Genomic DNA, 16,415 nt, shown 5'->3' with positions numbered 1-16,415 from the left:
TCCGAACCGACACACGGTGCGGGAGTTTTTTTAATTTTTTCGCTATAATAGAGCAATAGTCTGTATAGTGAAAAATAAAGATTCGAGGATCCTTATGAATAACAAAACAGTTAGCGTGCAAATTGTTACTTATAATAGTGGAGAGGATATCGTAGAATGCTTGGATGCGGTGTTGGCGCAGGATTATCCTCTTGAACAAATTGTGGTGATTGATAACGCATCCGGAGATGGAACAGCGGAAAGGGTTAAGAACTATATCCTACAAAGTGGACATAGCAACCCCGATTCCTCTCATAAGCGGATACAGCTTATTCAAAATTCGGTTAACACTGGCTTTGCCCCTGCGCATAATCAGGCCATTTCTTTAACCAATACAGATTATGTTCTTGTGCTTAACCCGGATCTGACGCTGGCACCTGATTATGTTAGCAGACTGGTTGCAGATATGGCAGTCGATTCGCAGATTGGGAGTGCAACGGGAAAGCTTTTGTTAAAAGCAGATCCCAATCTGGTCGACAGTACAGGTCTCAGAATGAACAGAGCACGTCGTGCCTTTGACCGGGGGGCTGGAGAAGCGGCTGCAAACTGGCAGGAATCTGGTCCAGTATTTGGCGTATCGGGTGCCGCTGCGATGTATTCCAGGAGAATGATAGATGATATAAGCGTAGGCGGCGAGTTTTTTGATGCGGACTTTTTTGCATATAAGGAAGATGTAGATGTAGCCTGGAGGGCGCAGTTGCTGGGCTGGCAAGGTTACTATGATGCAGAAGCTCTTGGATATCATGAGCGTGGCTGGAAGACTTCCGGGAGAAGTGGGAAATCGATGTTCATTAGGCGGATATCGTATATTAATAGATATAAAATGATGTATAAAAATGAACACAGCCGCAACTTGCTGGCAACCGTACTCATATCATTACCCTACGAAATTGCCGCACATGGATACATGCTTCTTAAAGAGCCTGGGTTATTTAAAGCATGGAAGTCCTTTTTCTCGCAGCTGCCGGCTCTTAAGGAGAAGCGTAAGGCGGTGCAGCGTAAGGTGAAGGACAGGGCAAGATGAATATAAGAAAGTAACAACAATATAGGATATCTTATACAAAACCTCCCTGCCAAGGCCACGCCTTTCTTGGAGGTTTTGTGTTATACTATTTGTCGAGAGATTACTATATTTGTCAGGAGAGTAATAGCATTGAGTGTGGATGTAAGTATATTGATTGTTAATTACAACACCTGTCGCCTGACGATGGACTGTCTAAGGTCGGTATATGACTCGGAGACGAAGTTTTCCTATGAGATTATTTTAGTAGATAATAATTCCCATGATGGGTCAGTAGAGACCATTAGTAGGGAGTTTCCGAACGTTACCTTGATAGCTAATGGGGAGAATACAGGATTCGCTAGGGCCAATAATCAGGGCATGGAGATTGCTACCGGACGCTTCGTACTGTTGCTGAATTCCGATACGGTCGTGCGTAAAGATACGCTGGAGACGATGATTTCCTTTATGGATAGTCGCCCAGACGTTGGGGCTTCTGGCTGCAAAATCATTTTGCCCGACGGATCACTGGATAAGGCCTGCAAACGTGGTTTCCCTACACCTTCGGCCTCTTTTTATTATGCCTTTGGCTTCAGTAAGTTATTTCCAAATAATCCTCGCTTCAACGGTTACCAGTTGGGTTATCTGGACCCGGATAAGAATTATCCTGTCGATTGTCTGGTTGGCGCGTTCATGCTGCTCCGGCGGGAGACGATTGAACATGTCGGCGGTCTGGATGAAGAGTTCTTTATGTATGGAGAGGACTTAGACTGGTGTTACCGCATCAAGGCAGCAGGATGGAAGATTTATTACTATTCCCAGACCTCTATTATCCATCTTAAGGGCGGTAGCGCACGTCGCAGACCATTCAAGATTGTGTATGAATTTCATAGAGCAATGATTTTATTTCATCGTAAGCATTATCGCCAGCAGTACAACAGTATGATTAATGGAATGGTTTATGCCGGAGTGGGTCTCAAGTTTGTTTTATCGCTGGTGCGGAACGCCATGATATCACCTAGAAAAGTACCTCTTCCAGCTCAGAGTCTGTCGGCTGCCGGCGATGCCGGTACACGCACTGAATCGAAAGATGAGGTGAGATTATGATTCGCCGTAATCAACAATTTTTAACGCAAATGTATATGGTTGCAGACTTTGTGGTCATACAGATGTCTTTTCTGGCGGCCTGGTGGCTGAAATTCAAGAGCGGATGGATGGAATATGAGAACCCGCTGCCTGTAGAGTCTTATGCTTACTGGAGTATGATCTATGGCGTTATTGCCGTATTGATTGGGGTTTTAATATCGCTTTATTTACCGAAGCGTAAGAAACGTTTTGTCGATGAATTCATGAAGATTTTTCAAGTGCATGTGATGGCGCTTTTCATCATGCTTGGTCTCATGTTCTTCGTCAAGGAAATCAATATTTCACGTACTTATCTGGCACTCTACATGAGCTTTAATCTGCTCTCCGTCATGTTCTACCGCTATTTTGTCAAATCCATGCTTAAATCCATTCGCGAAAAAGGCTTCAATCGTCAATACGTACTTATTCTAGGTGCCGGTACACTTGGCAAAAGGTTCTACAATAATCTGGAGCAATACCCTGAACTGGGCTATGAGGCTGTAGGTTTTCTGGATGATTACCATACCTGGGACAGAATCGAGGAACAGCGCTACAAACCAATCCTGGGAACGATAGACCAGTTGTCCGGGATGTTGGAGATGTTGCCTGTGGATGAGGTGATCCTGGCGCTGCCGCTGGATGCTCACTCGAAGTATCCCTCAATCATTGCCGCTTGTGAAAAAGCAGGTGTACGTACACTCATCATTCCTGATTTCTTCGATTATTTGCCGGCCCGGCCATACTTCGATAATTTTGCGGGCATGCCGATGATCAATGTACGGGATATTCCGCTGGATATGGCAGGCAACAAGCTGGCCAAACGAATGTTTGACATCGTGTTCGCGCTGTTTGCGATTGTGATGATGCTGCCGGTAATGCTGATTGTTGCGCTTGGTGTGCGTCTCACCTCACCTGGTCCGGTTATTTTTAAGCAGGAGCGGGTGGGACTGAATCGCCGTAACTTTATGATGTACAAGTTCCGCTCCATGAAGATGCAGGTGGATACCGGAGAAGATACCGGCTGGAGTACACGCGAAGATCCGCGTAGAACCAAGTTCGGCACCTTTATCCGCAAGACCAGTCTGGATGAGCTGCCACAGTTCTTTAATGTTCTTCTCGGCCATATGAGCGTTGTGGGTCCGCGCCCGGAGCGGCCATATTATGTACAGCAGTTCCGTGATGAGATTCCAAAGTATATGGTGAAACACCATGTGCGTCCCGGTATTACAGGCTGGGCTCAAAGCAATGGATTGCGTGGCGATACCTCGATCGAGGAGCGCATTAAGCATGATATTTTCTATATTGAGAACTGGTCACTGCTGTTCGATATTCGAATTATATTTAAGACGATTCGTAACGGATTTATGAATAAGAATGCCTACTAAACCAAACGCCTGGTGAACGTATGAGAGATACCCCGTTTTGCCTCCGGCAAAGCGGGGTATTGTGTTTAAGCTTCTCCAATCTTACTACTAAAAGGAAACTTTTATATGAATAAGAAAAAGAAGATAATGGCTTCTGTAATCATGATTTTGGCACTAGGACTCTTAGTTATATTCGCACTTGGACAGAAACAGGAACAGCCGGCCTCGGGCTTTGCCGCTCACCGGGTCGTTGCTCATGCGATGGGCGGAATCGGGGGACATACATATACTAATGCTTTTGAAGCTTTTATAGCGAATTATGAGCAGGGCACCCGAGTTTTTGAGACGGATCTATTGTTAAGTACGGATAATCAGCTCATTGCCAGACACGAGTGGACGGCGAATATGAGCAAGCTGCTGGGTCAGACCGAAGTCCTTTCGTCCGATAAAGTAGGGGCTCCGCTAAGCCACGATGAGTTTATGAACAGCCCGATAATGAATATCTATTCTCCATTGGATTTAGAGAAGATTCTGGATTTGATGCAGCACTATACAGATGCGTACATAGTTACGGATACCAAGGAGTTTGATTCCGGGTTAATCATGGAACAATTCGAGATGCTGACTGAAGCGGCCCGGACAAGAGATTCCGCATTATTGGAGCGGATCGTTCCCCAGATTTACAGTCGTGCTATGCTGGATGAGCTTAACAATATTTACATGTTCCCCACGGTAATTTATACCCTTTATAACTCCAAGGATACAGATGCTGAGGTCCTTGAATTTGTGCAAAACAATAAGGTGGATATAACAATGCCAGCTAGCCGGGCGAGCAGAGATTTTGTGCAGAAGCTCAAAAAGGCGGGGGCGCGGGTATACGTTCACACCGTGAACGAGGAAGATCAGATTGTGAAGCTGTCCCGTATGGGTGTAGACGGATTTTATACTGATTTTGTGGCTGAGAATGATCTGAACCGGATCAAGGGACTGCGCAGCAGTCTGTAGTCTTTCATATGGTAAAAAAGCGAAAAAATGTTCGTATTTTTTACCTGCTTTAAATTGACACCCCCCTTCCCGCTGGCATAGACTAGAGTTATATCTTTAGCGGAGGCAGGGGGGATTTTGTCCTGCCTAAATGACTGATGAGGGATGGAAGAACATGAGAGCAGTGCAGCAGATGATCAAGCCGTGGCGGCATGTATTCAAGCTGGATCCGGACCGTGAGCTGGGGGATGGAGAGCTGGAGGCATTATGTTTGTCGGGAACGGATGCCATAATCGTAGGGGGCTCTTCAGGGGTCACTTATGAGAATACTGTGGACCTGATGTCGAGAATCAGACGCTATGCGCTGCCTGTAGCCTTGGAGGTATCGGATTTGGAGGCGGCTGTCCCGGGATTTGATCTGTATCTGATCCCTATGGTGCTTAACACGCCGGATCCGAGCTGGATTGTGGGTCATCACCGCCGGGCGATTGAACGCTACGGCTACTTGATCCCTTGGGATATGCTACTGACTGAGGGTTACATTGTGTTGAACGACAATTCTACTGTGGCTAGACTTACAGAAGCTGATACGGAGCTTCAAGCTGAAGAAGCTGCAGCCTACGCACAGGTTGCGGACAAGCTGATGTCCCTGCCTGTGGTGTATCTGGAGTATAGCGGTAGATTCGGAGAGGTGGAAACTGTGCGGACCGTACGGGAGACAGTTGAACATAGTCAGCTCTTTTATGGCGGAGGAATTACATCCGAAGCAGAAGCCGTGCAGATGGCAGCGCTATGTGATACGGTTGTGGTCGGCAATATCATCTATCAGGATTTACAGCAGGCACTGCTGACGGTTCAGGCGGTAAAGAATACAGGGCAAATGCATTTTGAGTAGTCGTTATAGAGAGAATTACTCTGAAATGCAATTCATATGAATGAAGAAAGGAGCATGTTATACATGCAACCTGTTAACATACAAGACGCCGTAAGTCGGCTCAATCCTCCGCAGCGACAGGCTGTGGAGGCTACTGAAGGACCACTGTTGATCATGGCTGGCGCGGGCAGCGGCAAGACGCGGGTGCTGACGCACCGAATTGCGTGGCTGATTGCGAACCGCAAGGCGCCGCCTTGGGCGATTTTGGCTATCACCTTTACGAATAAAGCGGCGCGGGAGATGCAGGAACGTGTATCCAAGCTTGTCGGGCCGGAGGGCCGCGACATTTGGGTCTCGACCTTCCACTCCATGTGCGTACGGATTTTACGGAAGGATATCGAGCGGATCGGCTTTACTTCCAACTTCTCTATTCTGGATTCCACAGACCAGTTGTCGGTGATTCGAAATTGTATGAAGGAACTGAACATCGACACGAAGAAGTTCGAGCCGAAGGCTGTTCAGTCAGTGATTAGTACGGCGAAGAATGAGCTGGTAACCCCGGCCCAGTATGAGCAGAAGGTCGGCGATTATTTTGAAGGATTGATTGCCAAGGTCTACACGATGTACCAGAAGCGGTTGAAGAGCAACAACTCTCTGGATTTTGATGATCTGATCATGGCTACGATTCAACTGTTCAAAGAAGTACCGGAGGTTCTGGATTTTTATCAGAAGAAATTCAAGTACATTCATGTGGACGAGTATCAGGATACGAACCGTGCGCAGTATATGCTGTGCCGGATGCTGGCTGACAGCCATCACCGGATTTGTGTAGTCGGCGATAGTGACCAGTCGATTTATCGCTGGCGCGGCGCGGATATCACTAACATTCTCAATTTTGAAGAGGATTACCCTGAAGCGAAAACTATCTTGCTAGAGCAGAACTATCGTTCCACCTCCAATATCCTGAATGCCGCCAATGGTGTCATCGCGCTCAACACTGGACGCAAGCCCAAAAAGCTGTGGACGGACTCTGATGAAGGGGCGAAGATTAAGGTTTATCGCGGAGACTCTGAGCATGATGAGGGGTATTTTGTCACCGGAGAAATCAGCAAGAATGTGAAACAAGGTCAGGCTTACCAGAATCACGCGATCCTGTACCGGACGAACGCCCAGTCCCGGGTAATCGAGGAAATTTTGATTAAGTCGGATATTCCCTATCAAATCGTGGGCGGCATCAAGTTCTACGACCGTAAAGAAATCAAGGATATTTTGGCGTATCTGCGCCTGTTGTCTAACCCGGATGATGATATCAGCTTAACACGGATTATCAACGTGCCGAAGCGCGGGCTAGGGGATACGACCGTTGGCAAGCTTGCCGCTGCTGCAGCCGAACGTGGCGTATCGATCTTCCGTGTCCTGGAGACGGTGGACGATCTGGGCTTTGCCGGACGCACCAGGAATGCGCTGGTGGAGTTCTACGATATGATCGAAGCGCTGCACCGGATGGTAGAGTTCCTGTCGGTGACTGAACTGACCGAGAAAGTGCTGGAATTGTCGCAATACCGTCTGGAGATGCAAAATGAGAACACGCTTGAATCCCGCTCCAGACTGGAGAATATCGACGAGTTCTTGTCTGTAACGATGGAGTTTGAGAAAAATAATGAGGACAAGTCGCTCGTCTCCTTCCTGACAGACCTTGCGCTGATCGCGGACATTGACAGCATGAATGATGAAGAGGAAGATCGCAGCGATGCGGTGGTGCTGATGACGATGCACAGCGCCAAGGGGCTGGAGTTCCCGACAGTGTTCATTGTCGGGATGGAGGAAGGTGTCTTCCCGCATAGCCGGGCCTTCCAGGACAATGATGAACTGGAAGAGGAGCGACGGCTGGCGTATGTCGGCATTACCCGCGCCGAGAAACAGCTGTTTCTCTCCTGCGCGCGGGTGCGCACGCTCTTCGGACGGACGACGGCCAACCCGCCGTCCCGCTTCCTGGAGGAGATTCCAGAGGAGCTGAAGGAAGATACCGCCCCAGCCTCCCACGACCGCTTCCGCCGCGGCGGGACGGAAGTGGGAGGAGCCTATGGCGGCCGCGGCTTCGCCAGCGGCGGCCGGGGCAATTTCGGCGGCCGAGGCGGGGCCGCCGGATCTACGCCGAATGCCGCAGGCTTCGGCGGAAGCACGGCCACGGCCGCTGCTGGCCAGGGCCGTGTGACCGTGACCTCCGGCGGGGCGAAGCCCTCAGCCGGAGCAGGGGCTTCAGGGCCCGCCGATTTCAAGGCGGGCGACAAGGTATCCCACGGTAAATGGGGCATAGGCACCATTGTGTCCGTCAAAGGCACCGGCAACGATACGGAGCTGCAGATTGCTTTTCCGGCGCCGGTGGGCGTGAAACGGCTGCTGGCCGGCTTTGCGCCGATCGCCAAGGTGGAATAGATCGGCTGCGATTAACGATTGTCTTTTTGGACGACGCTAATCATAGGACACTTATTGACGGAGGGATATACCTGTATGGATGTTATGCATACAATGGAAGAGCTCGTAGCAGAGCTTCACAAATATAACTATCATTATTATACGCTCGACACACCGCTCGTTAGTGACAAAGAGTACGACGTTCTCTATGACAAGCTTGTGGCGCTGGAGGCAGAGAGCGGTATTGTACTTCCCCATTCACCAACACAGCGGGTGGGTGGAGAATTGCTCAAGGGCTTTACACCGCACCGCCATCTGGCCCCCCTGTGGAGCTTGGACAAGGCGCAGAATATTGAACAGCTGCGGAGCTGGAATGCCCGCGTACTGAAGCTGGTCAATGATTATAACACCAAGAACCCGGATACCCCATTGCCAGACCCGTGTTATGCTGTTGAGCTCAAATTTGACGGGCTGACGCTGAATCTGACGTACCGTAATGGTGTGCTGGAGCAAGCTGCCACGCGTGGCAACGGGGTGACAGGCGAGGGCATTCTGGCCCAAGTGAAGACGATTAAGTCGGTTCCGCTGACCATCCCGTTCAAGGAAGGCCTGATTGAGGTGCAGGGCGAGGGAATCATGAATCTCTCGGTGTTGGCCGATTATAATACCCGGGCAGCCGAGCCGTTGAAGAACGCCCGTAATGGCGCGGCGGGTGCACTGCGGAATTTGAATCCTAAGACGACAGCCGAGCGACGTCTGAATGCCTTTTTCTACAATATAGGCTATTCAGAGGGAGTGCAGTTTAGCGATCATCAGGAGATGATGGACTTCCTGCGGAATAATCAGTTCAAGGTGAACCCTTATGTGACTTACTACGACAAATTTGACGATGTGACTGAGCAATTGGCAGAGATCGAAGAAAAACGCTCTTCTCTGGACTACCTCATAGACGGAGCGGTGATCAAGGTCACCGATTTCCGGATTCGGGAAGTGCTCGGCTATACAGACAAATTTCCACGTTGGGCAGTTGCTTACAAGTTCGAGGCAGAAGAGACAACGACGATTCTCGAATCCGTCAGCTGGAATGTGGGACGGACCGGCAAAATCACGCCGTTGGCGCGAGTTGAGGCGGTTGAATTGGCCGGGGTTACTGTCCAGAACTGCACACTGAACAATGTGGGCGACATCGAACGGAAGAACCTGAAGCATGCACTGGGCACAAGAGTCTTCATCCGTCGTTCTAATGATGTGATCCCGGAGATTTTGGGCAAAGTGACCGAGGAGAGCGACGGTGGGGAGATTATTTTCCCGGATAAATGCCCTGCTTGCGGGTCTACGCTGGAAATGCGCGGTGCGCATCTCTTCTGCAACAACAAGCTGGACTGCAAGCCACAGATCGTCAGCCGGATTACGCATTTTGCTTCACGGGATGCCATGGACATTGAGACCTTCAGCGAGAAGACAGCAGGACAGCTCTTTGAGGAGCTAAGTGTTCGCCAGCCGGCTGATCTCTATGGTCTGACCTTCGAGCAGCTACTAGGGCTGGAGCGTTTCGGTGAGAAAAAAGCTCGCAATCTCCTTCAGGCATTGGAAGATAGCAAGGGACGGGATTTGGCCTCCTTCCTGTACGCGCTAGGTATCCCTAACACAGGGAAGGCAACGACGCGTACCTTGGCCGATCATTTCCGCGATCTGGAAGCAGTGATGAAGGCGACAGCCGAAGAACTCGCTGAACTGCCGGATATTGGCGGTATTGTGGCTGAGAGCATCGTAGGATTCTTTGCTGATCCGTTCGTGCTGGCAGGGATTGATCGTATGCTGGCGCTTGGCGTTGAGGCGAAGGCTCCGGAAGCACCGCGTGTGGTAAGTACGGATTCCTTCTTTAGCGGCAAAACCGTTGTTCTTACGGGTACACTGCATAAGCTGACACGCGACGAAGCGGCGGAACGTCTGGAAGCGCTGGGAGCGAAGGTCACCGGAAGTGTCTCCAAGAAGACGGATCTGGTCATTGCCGGCGAGAAGGCAGGCAGCAAGCTGGCCAAAGCCCAGCAGCTCGGCATTCAGGTCATTGAGGACGAGGAAGAACTGATTCGGCTGTTGGAAGGCTAGAATTACAGTGCAATAAGTGTTGCGGCTCAGGCTCAGCATAAATATTATAGATCCCGGTTAATTTGCATAGGCGAATTGGCCGGGATCTTTTGTTAGAATAAGGAAGGAACGTTAACAAAAGAACTGGAAAGGATGTTCTTTCTGTGAGACCTGAGACAATATTGCTGGTAGACGATGAGAAAGAGATCGTGGACCTGCTGGATATCTATTTTCGCAACGAGGGCTATCGGCTGCTTAAGGCTTATGATGGACTGGAAGCACTGGAGTGCCTGAACAATGAAGAGGTGGATCTCATTATTCTGGATGTGATGATGCCAAAGCTGGATGGCGTTGCTGCCTGTATGAAAATACGACAGGAACGGAACATGCCGATCATTATGCTGTCCGCGAAAAATACCGATATGGACAAAATCGCCGGACTCAGCATCGGTGCTGATGACTATGTGGGCAAGCCCTTTAACCCGCTGGAGCTGGTAGCCCGGGCCAAATCGCAGCTGCGTCGCTATCATAAACTGAACACAGGCAGTCCCATACGTCGGAATGAGAATGAACTGGTGTTTGAGGATTTGATCATCGATACGGCCAAACATGAAGTCAGTGTGGATCGCCGCAAGGTCAAGCTGACTCCCCGGGAGTTTGCTATTCTGGAGCTGCTAGCGAGGCATCAGGGTCAGGTGCTCAGCATGGAACAGATTTATCGCAATCTCTGGAATGAGCCTTTTCTTGACGGAGGCAATACAGTAATGGTACATATTCGCAATATCCGTGAAAAAATCGAGCTTGATCCCAAACAGCCTCGTTATGTGCAGACCGTATGGGGCATTGGTTATAAACTGGACGGGCCGTCCTGATCGGCCGGAGGTGATTAATTTTGAACTCCAAATATATCAGTACAATCCGCTGGAAGTTTATATGGGCTTTTCTGCTGAGTGTATTCTCGGGCGCTATCCTGCTCGCAGCATGCTATCAGTTGGTGAACTCCATGGTGTATTTGAATCCGGCTCCGCCCTCTGCACCGTACTCCTTGATCCTGAAATGGATTATTAACCATATCGGTTCAGCTCCGCTTATGGCGGCGGCCGGAATCATCAGCTTTTTGCTATTCTTCTTCATCTATACCCGTAAAATCATTTCTTACCTCGAAGAGATCACCAAAGGCATCCAACAAATCACCAAGCTAGGGGAGTCACACCGGATTGAAGTAAGGTCAGGGGATGAACTGGGTGTGCTGGCCGAGAACATCAACATCATGTCCGATCGTCTTCAGCATTCCCTGCTGGAAGAGCGCAAAGCGGTAACCGCCAAGAACGAGCTGATTACCGGTGTATCCCATGATCTTCGTACTCCGTTAACCTCTGTGTTAGGCTATCTGGAATACATTGAGCAGGACCGCTGCCGGGATGAGACAGAAATGCGTTATTACGTAGGCATTGCTTATCAGAAATCGCTGGTGCTCAGAAAGCTGATTGATGATCTCTTTGAATACACACGGGTGAACAGTGGTGGCTTGCCATTTGTTCTGGCCCCCCTGGATCTAAAGGCATTCATGCGGCAACTCACAGAGGAAGCTGTTCCCGCACTGACTGCGGCCGGTATGAAATATGAGATTGAAGACGATACCGAATCGCTATGGATACTAGGAGCTCCGTATGAACTGGTTCGTGCTTTTGATAATCTGATCACCAATGCAATCCGCTATGGTCGTGACGGCAAGAAGCTGGAGATTGGACTGAGCCGGGAGGGTAATGAAGCCGTGGTGCGAGTTAGCAATTTCGGAGAAATGATAGCGGAAGGCGATCTTCCGTATATCTTTGAACGCTTTTATCGGGCGGAGCGCTCGCGTTCACAGCATACCGGCGGTTCCGGATTGGGGCTGGCGATTGCCAAGGGGATCATTGAACTGCACGGGGGTGTTATTTTGGCCGTAAGCAACAGGCAACGTACGGACTTTATCGCCCGTATTCCGCTTTCACAAGGGTAGCTTTTGTCCACCTTCTCGTTTATTTCTTCAGCAAATCTTAAGAAGTTATAGAGCCATTCTTAAGATTTGCTCCTTATCCTTGTGTCAGAGGGAAATACCCCCTTCTGAAAGGAGGAATTGGATTGAGGAAGCGGCGTACTGTGAGGTTGGTATATCTATATATTTTTGGAGGAAGCACACTCTTGAGTGCTGCTTTTCTTTTTGTGTTATATCGAATGTTTGTATGGATGTATTCCCGTCACAGCCCGGATTCGGGGGCTTTAGTTGTAACGTTGGCTCATTGGATTATCAATCATATTGGAAAAGCTCCCTTTGCTGCCATGCTATTTGTGCTGGTATTCTCGGGGCTCTTTTTGCTGCGCTCGCAGAAGCCGGCACAGGATATGCAATCACTGCTTCAAGCAGCCGAGCAGCTCGCCAATCACGGTTCTTTCACGGAACTGAAGGTGTTGTCCGCGGGGGAATTACAGGCATTAGCCGGACATCTGGAGCGGATAAATAGCAATAGGAGAGGCTTTGACCCACATCTTGTTACAGGGGATTTCGCTCCCAACCCGGCTTCTATTTCACCCTCGGTGCTGACCACCGAAGAAGTCATGAAAATGATCCTCAGGGTTAAAGCTACAATTCGATGTCTTGATGAGGCGGAAGCCGCGGGGGATGACAGTAGTGCTATGCTTGGTTTTCTCGTAATAGCCAGGCAGGAGGCAACCGCAATGGAGCAGGCTCTGGAGCGCCTGATTACTGGGTCATGAGTAGTTCGCTGGAGAGGAGACCCGATGAGAGCTTCTATAGAAGGATTCATTGGTCCAACATGCGTGCTAGGGTTATGCGCATCCTGTACCTGTTGTTTGATCTTGGGGTACTTGCTGTCCTGCTGATGTTAGCCGGTCTTGTGTACATTCATGAATATGGAAGCACCGTAGTTAGTCGTTATCCTGACAAGCTGATTTTACCGGAGTCCAGTGTAATGCTTGCTGCGGATGGGTCCTTAATGCGCAGAGTTCCTCTGCCTGGGTCTGGTTACAGGAGTTCCCTACAACTTGCAGAGGTGCCGAAGCTATTGACTGCTACGTTTTTGGCGGTGGAAGACCGCCGTTTTTATATCCATGAGGGACTGGACTACAAAGGAATACTGCGGGCACTGGTAACCAATGCAACGAATATGGAAATAGCTGAGGGCGGGAGCAGCATCACCCAGCAGCTGGCCCGGAATCTGTATCTGAACAGGGATAAGAACCTCTTACGTAAGGTGAACGAGGCGTCTATTGCCTTGGAGCTGGAGAGGCGTTTGTCCAAAAGCGAGATTCTGGAGTTGTATCTCAACCAGTTGTATATGGGCCGAGGTCAGTATGGAATCAAGGCTGCCGCAGAGCGGTACTTTGGCATTACCGATCTGAAAAAGCTCGAGATTTGGCAAATTGCTACGCTCGCAGCGATTCCTAAAGGCCCCTCGATCTATAATCCTGTGGATGATCCAAAGCGATCTGCTGAAAGACGGGAGCTTGTTCTGCGCATCATGGAGCAGCGAAGTTTGATTTCTCATGCACAGATGAATACTGCTTTGCTTCATAAGTATCAGGCTCCATCAGTGGAATCGCAGCTTTCGGCTGTCGGGATATCGTATGGCGATGCCGCGCTTCAGGAAGCAGCCAGGCTAACCGGCAAGTCTAGAGAAGAATTGCAGAGTGGCGGCTATACGATTGTTACTGCCATGAACGTGCAGGTTCAGAGCGTGCTTGAGAAGGCCTTTTCGCAGCCTAATTCTTTTCCTCCAGATGGGAAGGACCGACAAGTGGAAGCGGCTATGGTAATTATGGATCATCACAATGGTGAGGTAGTAGCGCTTATGGGAGGGAGGGAGCCTAAGGAAGGGGGGCTGAACAGGGCGATTATGGATGCCAGACAGCCGGGGTCTTCTTTTAAACCAATTATCGATTACGGACCTGCGCTGGAAAGTGGGAAATTTACTCCTGACAGTCTGTTGTCTGATCAACGGGCGGCCTATGGAAGCTATCAACCGGAGAATCTGAACGGGAATTACCGTGGACAGGTAACTATGCAGACAGCGATCAAGCAATCCATCAATGCACCAGCGGTGTGGCTGTTGCAGCAGGTAGGTATAGGTCAGGCGCGTAAGTTTGCGACTAAGCTTGGTATTGAATTAACAGAGGAGGACAATAATCTCGCAATCGCACTTGGTGGCCTGCATAAAGGCATTTCTCCGTTAAAAATGGCCCAGGCCTACAGCGTGTTCGCAAACGGAGGGAAGTACAATGAAGGTCATCTTGTACGGATGGTGAAGAATGCCCGTGGGGAAGTCATCTATAAGTACACGTCAGCTTCACCTCAGGTCATCTCGCCAGTTACAGCAGACAGGATGACCACAATGCTTCGGAGTGTAGTTAATGAAGGTACCGGAAAAAAGGCTCAGATGAACCGCCCAGTTGCAGGAAAAACCGGGACGACCCAATTGGATCTGCCTGGGGTGAGTCGTAAGGGCAATCGGGACCTCTGGTTTGTCGGATACACCCCGGAATGGACGGGAGCGGTATGGATTGGTTTTGACCGGACGGATGAGCACAATTATATGACGGCAGGCAGTGGGACGGCGGCAGCGCTCTTCTCCAAGATCATGTCCCAAGCCTTGGCGAAGACTGGAAAATAAGAAAAAAGCTCATCGGTCCTCAAGTAGAGAACGGATGAGCTATCTAATAGGGGAGGAGACTTACTCCGCCGCCCATTCCTCCAGCTTGTTGTCACCTGGGAGCAATAAAGCCAATAATCCCAGCAGAGGCAGGAAGCCGCAGGCCACAAATACTTTTGAAATCCCGATCACATCAATAAGATTCCCAATCACGAGTGAGCCGATGCCACCAAGTCCAAATGCAAGTCCGGTGATTAGTCCAGATACGGTCCCGATATTGCCGGGATACAGCATCTGCGCATAAATGACGGTAACCGAGAAGCTGGACAGAAGTACGAAGCCGCCAATCAGCAGCAGCACTGCAGCCCAGAAATGACTGACGAAAGGTAGAGCCAATGCAAATGGAACCGTGCCTACCATGGAAAAGAGAATCAAATTACGCCGCCCGAAACGGTCTGCCAGCGGTCCCCCAAAGAATGTACCTACAGCTCCGGCTGCCAAGTACATAAAAATATACACCTGTGCACTATCCAGAGACATCCGGTATTTATCCATTAAGTAGAATGCATAATAACTGCCGATGGAAGCCCCGTACCAGGATCTCACGAATACCAGGAAGACAAGAATGATCGTTGCGTTCCGGATGCTTTTGCGCCTTGCAGGGTCCATTAGCTTGGCTGTGGATTTTTTACGGAACGTATATCCGGAATTCAGCATTTCCCGATACCAGCGAGCTACATAGGTCTGCACGGCGATTCCTGCGGCGGCAACGATAGTAAAGCCGAGGGCGCCTATTTGCCCGAAAGGAATGAAGATCCACTTCGTCAGCATGGGTCCAAGCGATTGCCCGGCATTGCCCCCTACCTGGAAAATGGATTGGGATAGTCCCTTGCGAAGTCCTGCGGCCATATGGGCAACACGCATACCTTCCGGGTGAAAGGCAGCGGATCCGAATCCGACAAGAACAACTGAAAATAGCACGAGTATATAGTTGTTGGCATAGGCCAGCAAAAAGACCCCGGCAAACGTACAGCACATCCCGAGCGGGAGTAGAATCGGGCGTGGCTTGCGATCGGCGGCATAGCCGATAACAGGCTGAATGACCGAGGAAGTTACATTCAAGGCGAACGAAATCCAGCCGATCTGAGCAAAGGAAAGCAGCAAGTTATCTTTGAGAATCGGGAAAATCGCCGGAATGACTGCTTGAATAGAATCATTAAATAAATGAACAAAACTTACAGCGAGTAGAATGCGGTAAATCGTGGCCTGTTGCATATTGCGCTGCTCTGCAGCCGGGAGGCCTGGCTTAGGGGCAGCGGTTGTTGAATTGTTTTTCATTATGGCTCCTCTCCATATGTGTGATAGGGTTCTTTTTTATGTTTACGATAGATCCTATTTTAGCCATATGCAATGGATTATGGGAAACAATTTGTGCTGTAGGGGGGAGAAATATACGTGTAATAGATTATTTTAAGAAAAGTATTGCAATCATTCGATTCCCATGGTATATTATCTCTTGTGCTTATGAGACATCGCTTAACGGAAACGAGAGCGTTGAAAAAATAAGTTGACAAGAAATAAAGAAACATGATATGATCTAATTCCTGGTTCGGACGAGAGTCATTAACGAACTGGAGCAAGTTCTTTGAAAACTGAACAAATGGAACACGTTGATTTAACAAGATTCATTTAATGAATCGTCAGTTTCAAAATGAGCAATCGCTCTTTTCGATAAGTTTTCGGATGGTTATTTTCTCGGAGTAATTCGAGGAAGTGAACACTCGAAAAAACCTATTTGGAGAGTTTGATCCTGGCTCAGGACGAACGCTGGCGGCGTGCCTAATACATGCAAGTCGAGCGGAGTTGATTTGAAAGCT

General features: G+C 49.4%; 12 protein-coding genes and 1 rRNA gene. 12 read left to right on the top strand and 1 reads right to left on the bottom strand.

Going from position 1 to position 16,415, the window contains the following annotated elements:
* Positions 1-94: 94 nt before the first annotated feature.
* The 11 genes from ACFORK_RS27850 (at position 95) to ACFORK_RS27800 (ending at position 14,559) form a co-directional block, all read left to right on the top strand.
* Entirely contained in the window at positions 95-1,063 is a 969-nt protein-coding gene (locus ACFORK_RS27850) for a glycosyltransferase family 2 protein (RefSeq protein WP_379205285.1), read from the top strand.
* Positions 1,064-1,198: 135 nt separating this feature from the next.
* Complete coding sequence (locus ACFORK_RS27845; protein WP_379205369.1) at positions 1,199-2,146, top strand: glycosyltransferase family 2 protein; 948 nt, start codon at positions 1,199-1,201, stop codon at positions 2,144-2,146.
* Positions 2,143-3,549, top strand: a complete 1,407-nt coding sequence (locus tag ACFORK_RS27840) for an undecaprenyl-phosphate glucose phosphotransferase (protein WP_379205282.1) — start codon at positions 2,143-2,145, stop codon at positions 3,547-3,549. The genes ACFORK_RS27845 and ACFORK_RS27840 overlap by 4 nt, the downstream gene beginning before the upstream one ends.
* 105 nt (positions 3,550-3,654) lie before the next feature.
* The gene (locus ACFORK_RS27835; protein WP_379205280.1) at positions 3,655-4,533 is read left to right on the top strand and encodes a phosphatidylinositol-specific phospholipase C/glycerophosphodiester phosphodiesterase family protein; all 879 of its coding nucleotides are present in this window, start codon (positions 3,655-3,657) and stop codon (positions 4,531-4,533) included.
* Positions 4,534-4,663: 130 nt separating this feature from the next.
* Complete coding sequence (gene pcrB, locus ACFORK_RS27830; protein ID WP_379205278.1) at positions 4,664-5,407, top strand: heptaprenylglyceryl phosphate synthase; 744 nt, start codon at positions 4,664-4,666, stop codon at positions 5,405-5,407.
* A 63-nt stretch (positions 5,408-5,470) separates the two neighbouring features.
* Entirely contained in the window at positions 5,471-7,822 is a 2,352-nt protein-coding gene (gene pcrA / locus ACFORK_RS27825) for a DNA helicase PcrA (RefSeq protein WP_379205276.1), read from the top strand.
* A 75-nt stretch (positions 7,823-7,897) separates the two neighbouring features.
* Complete coding sequence (ligA, locus tag ACFORK_RS27820) at positions 7,898-9,910, top strand: NAD-dependent DNA ligase LigA (RefSeq protein ID WP_379205274.1); 2,013 nt, start codon at positions 7,898-7,900, stop codon at positions 9,908-9,910.
* A 143-nt stretch (positions 9,911-10,053) separates the two neighbouring features.
* Positions 10,054-10,761 carry a response regulator transcription factor gene (locus ACFORK_RS27815; RefSeq protein ID WP_379205272.1) on the top strand — a complete coding sequence of 236 codons (708 nt, stop codon included), beginning with the start codon at positions 10,054-10,056 and terminating at the stop codon, positions 10,759-10,761.
* Positions 10,762-10,781: 20 nt separating this feature from the next.
* Positions 10,782-11,891, top strand: coding sequence for a sensor histidine kinase (locus ACFORK_RS27810; RefSeq protein WP_379205270.1), 1,110 nt, complete (start codon positions 10,782-10,784; stop codon positions 11,889-11,891).
* Between the two features lie 215 nt (positions 11,892-12,106).
* Positions 12,107-12,646, top strand: coding sequence for a hypothetical protein (locus tag ACFORK_RS27805; RefSeq protein ID WP_379205268.1), 540 nt, complete (start codon positions 12,107-12,109; stop codon positions 12,644-12,646).
* A 59-nt stretch (positions 12,647-12,705) separates the two neighbouring features.
* Positions 12,706-14,559: a transglycosylase domain-containing protein gene (locus ACFORK_RS27800; protein ID WP_379205266.1), complete on the top strand. Its 1,854-nt coding sequence runs from the start codon at positions 12,706-12,708 to the stop codon at positions 14,557-14,559.
* A gap of 60 nt (positions 14,560-14,619) precedes the next feature.
* On the opposite strand, the gene ACFORK_RS27795 is transcribed toward ACFORK_RS27800, so the two are convergent.
* A complete protein-coding gene (locus ACFORK_RS27795) occupies positions 14,620-15,876 on the bottom strand; it encodes an MFS transporter (protein WP_379205264.1) in 1,257 nt (418 codons plus the stop codon).
* A gap of 454 nt (positions 15,877-16,330) precedes the next feature.
* Here ACFORK_RS27795 and ACFORK_RS27790 point away from each other — a divergent pair.
* Positions 16,331-16,415, top strand: a 16S ribosomal RNA gene (locus ACFORK_RS27790); the annotation flags it as partial.

Origin of the sequence: Paenibacillus sp. GCM10012306 (genome assembly GCF_042649265.1) — a bacterium.
GTDB lineage: Bacteria > Bacillota > Bacilli > Paenibacillales > Paenibacillaceae > Paenibacillus_AQ.
This window is presented reverse-complemented; position numbering and strand designations above follow the sequence as displayed.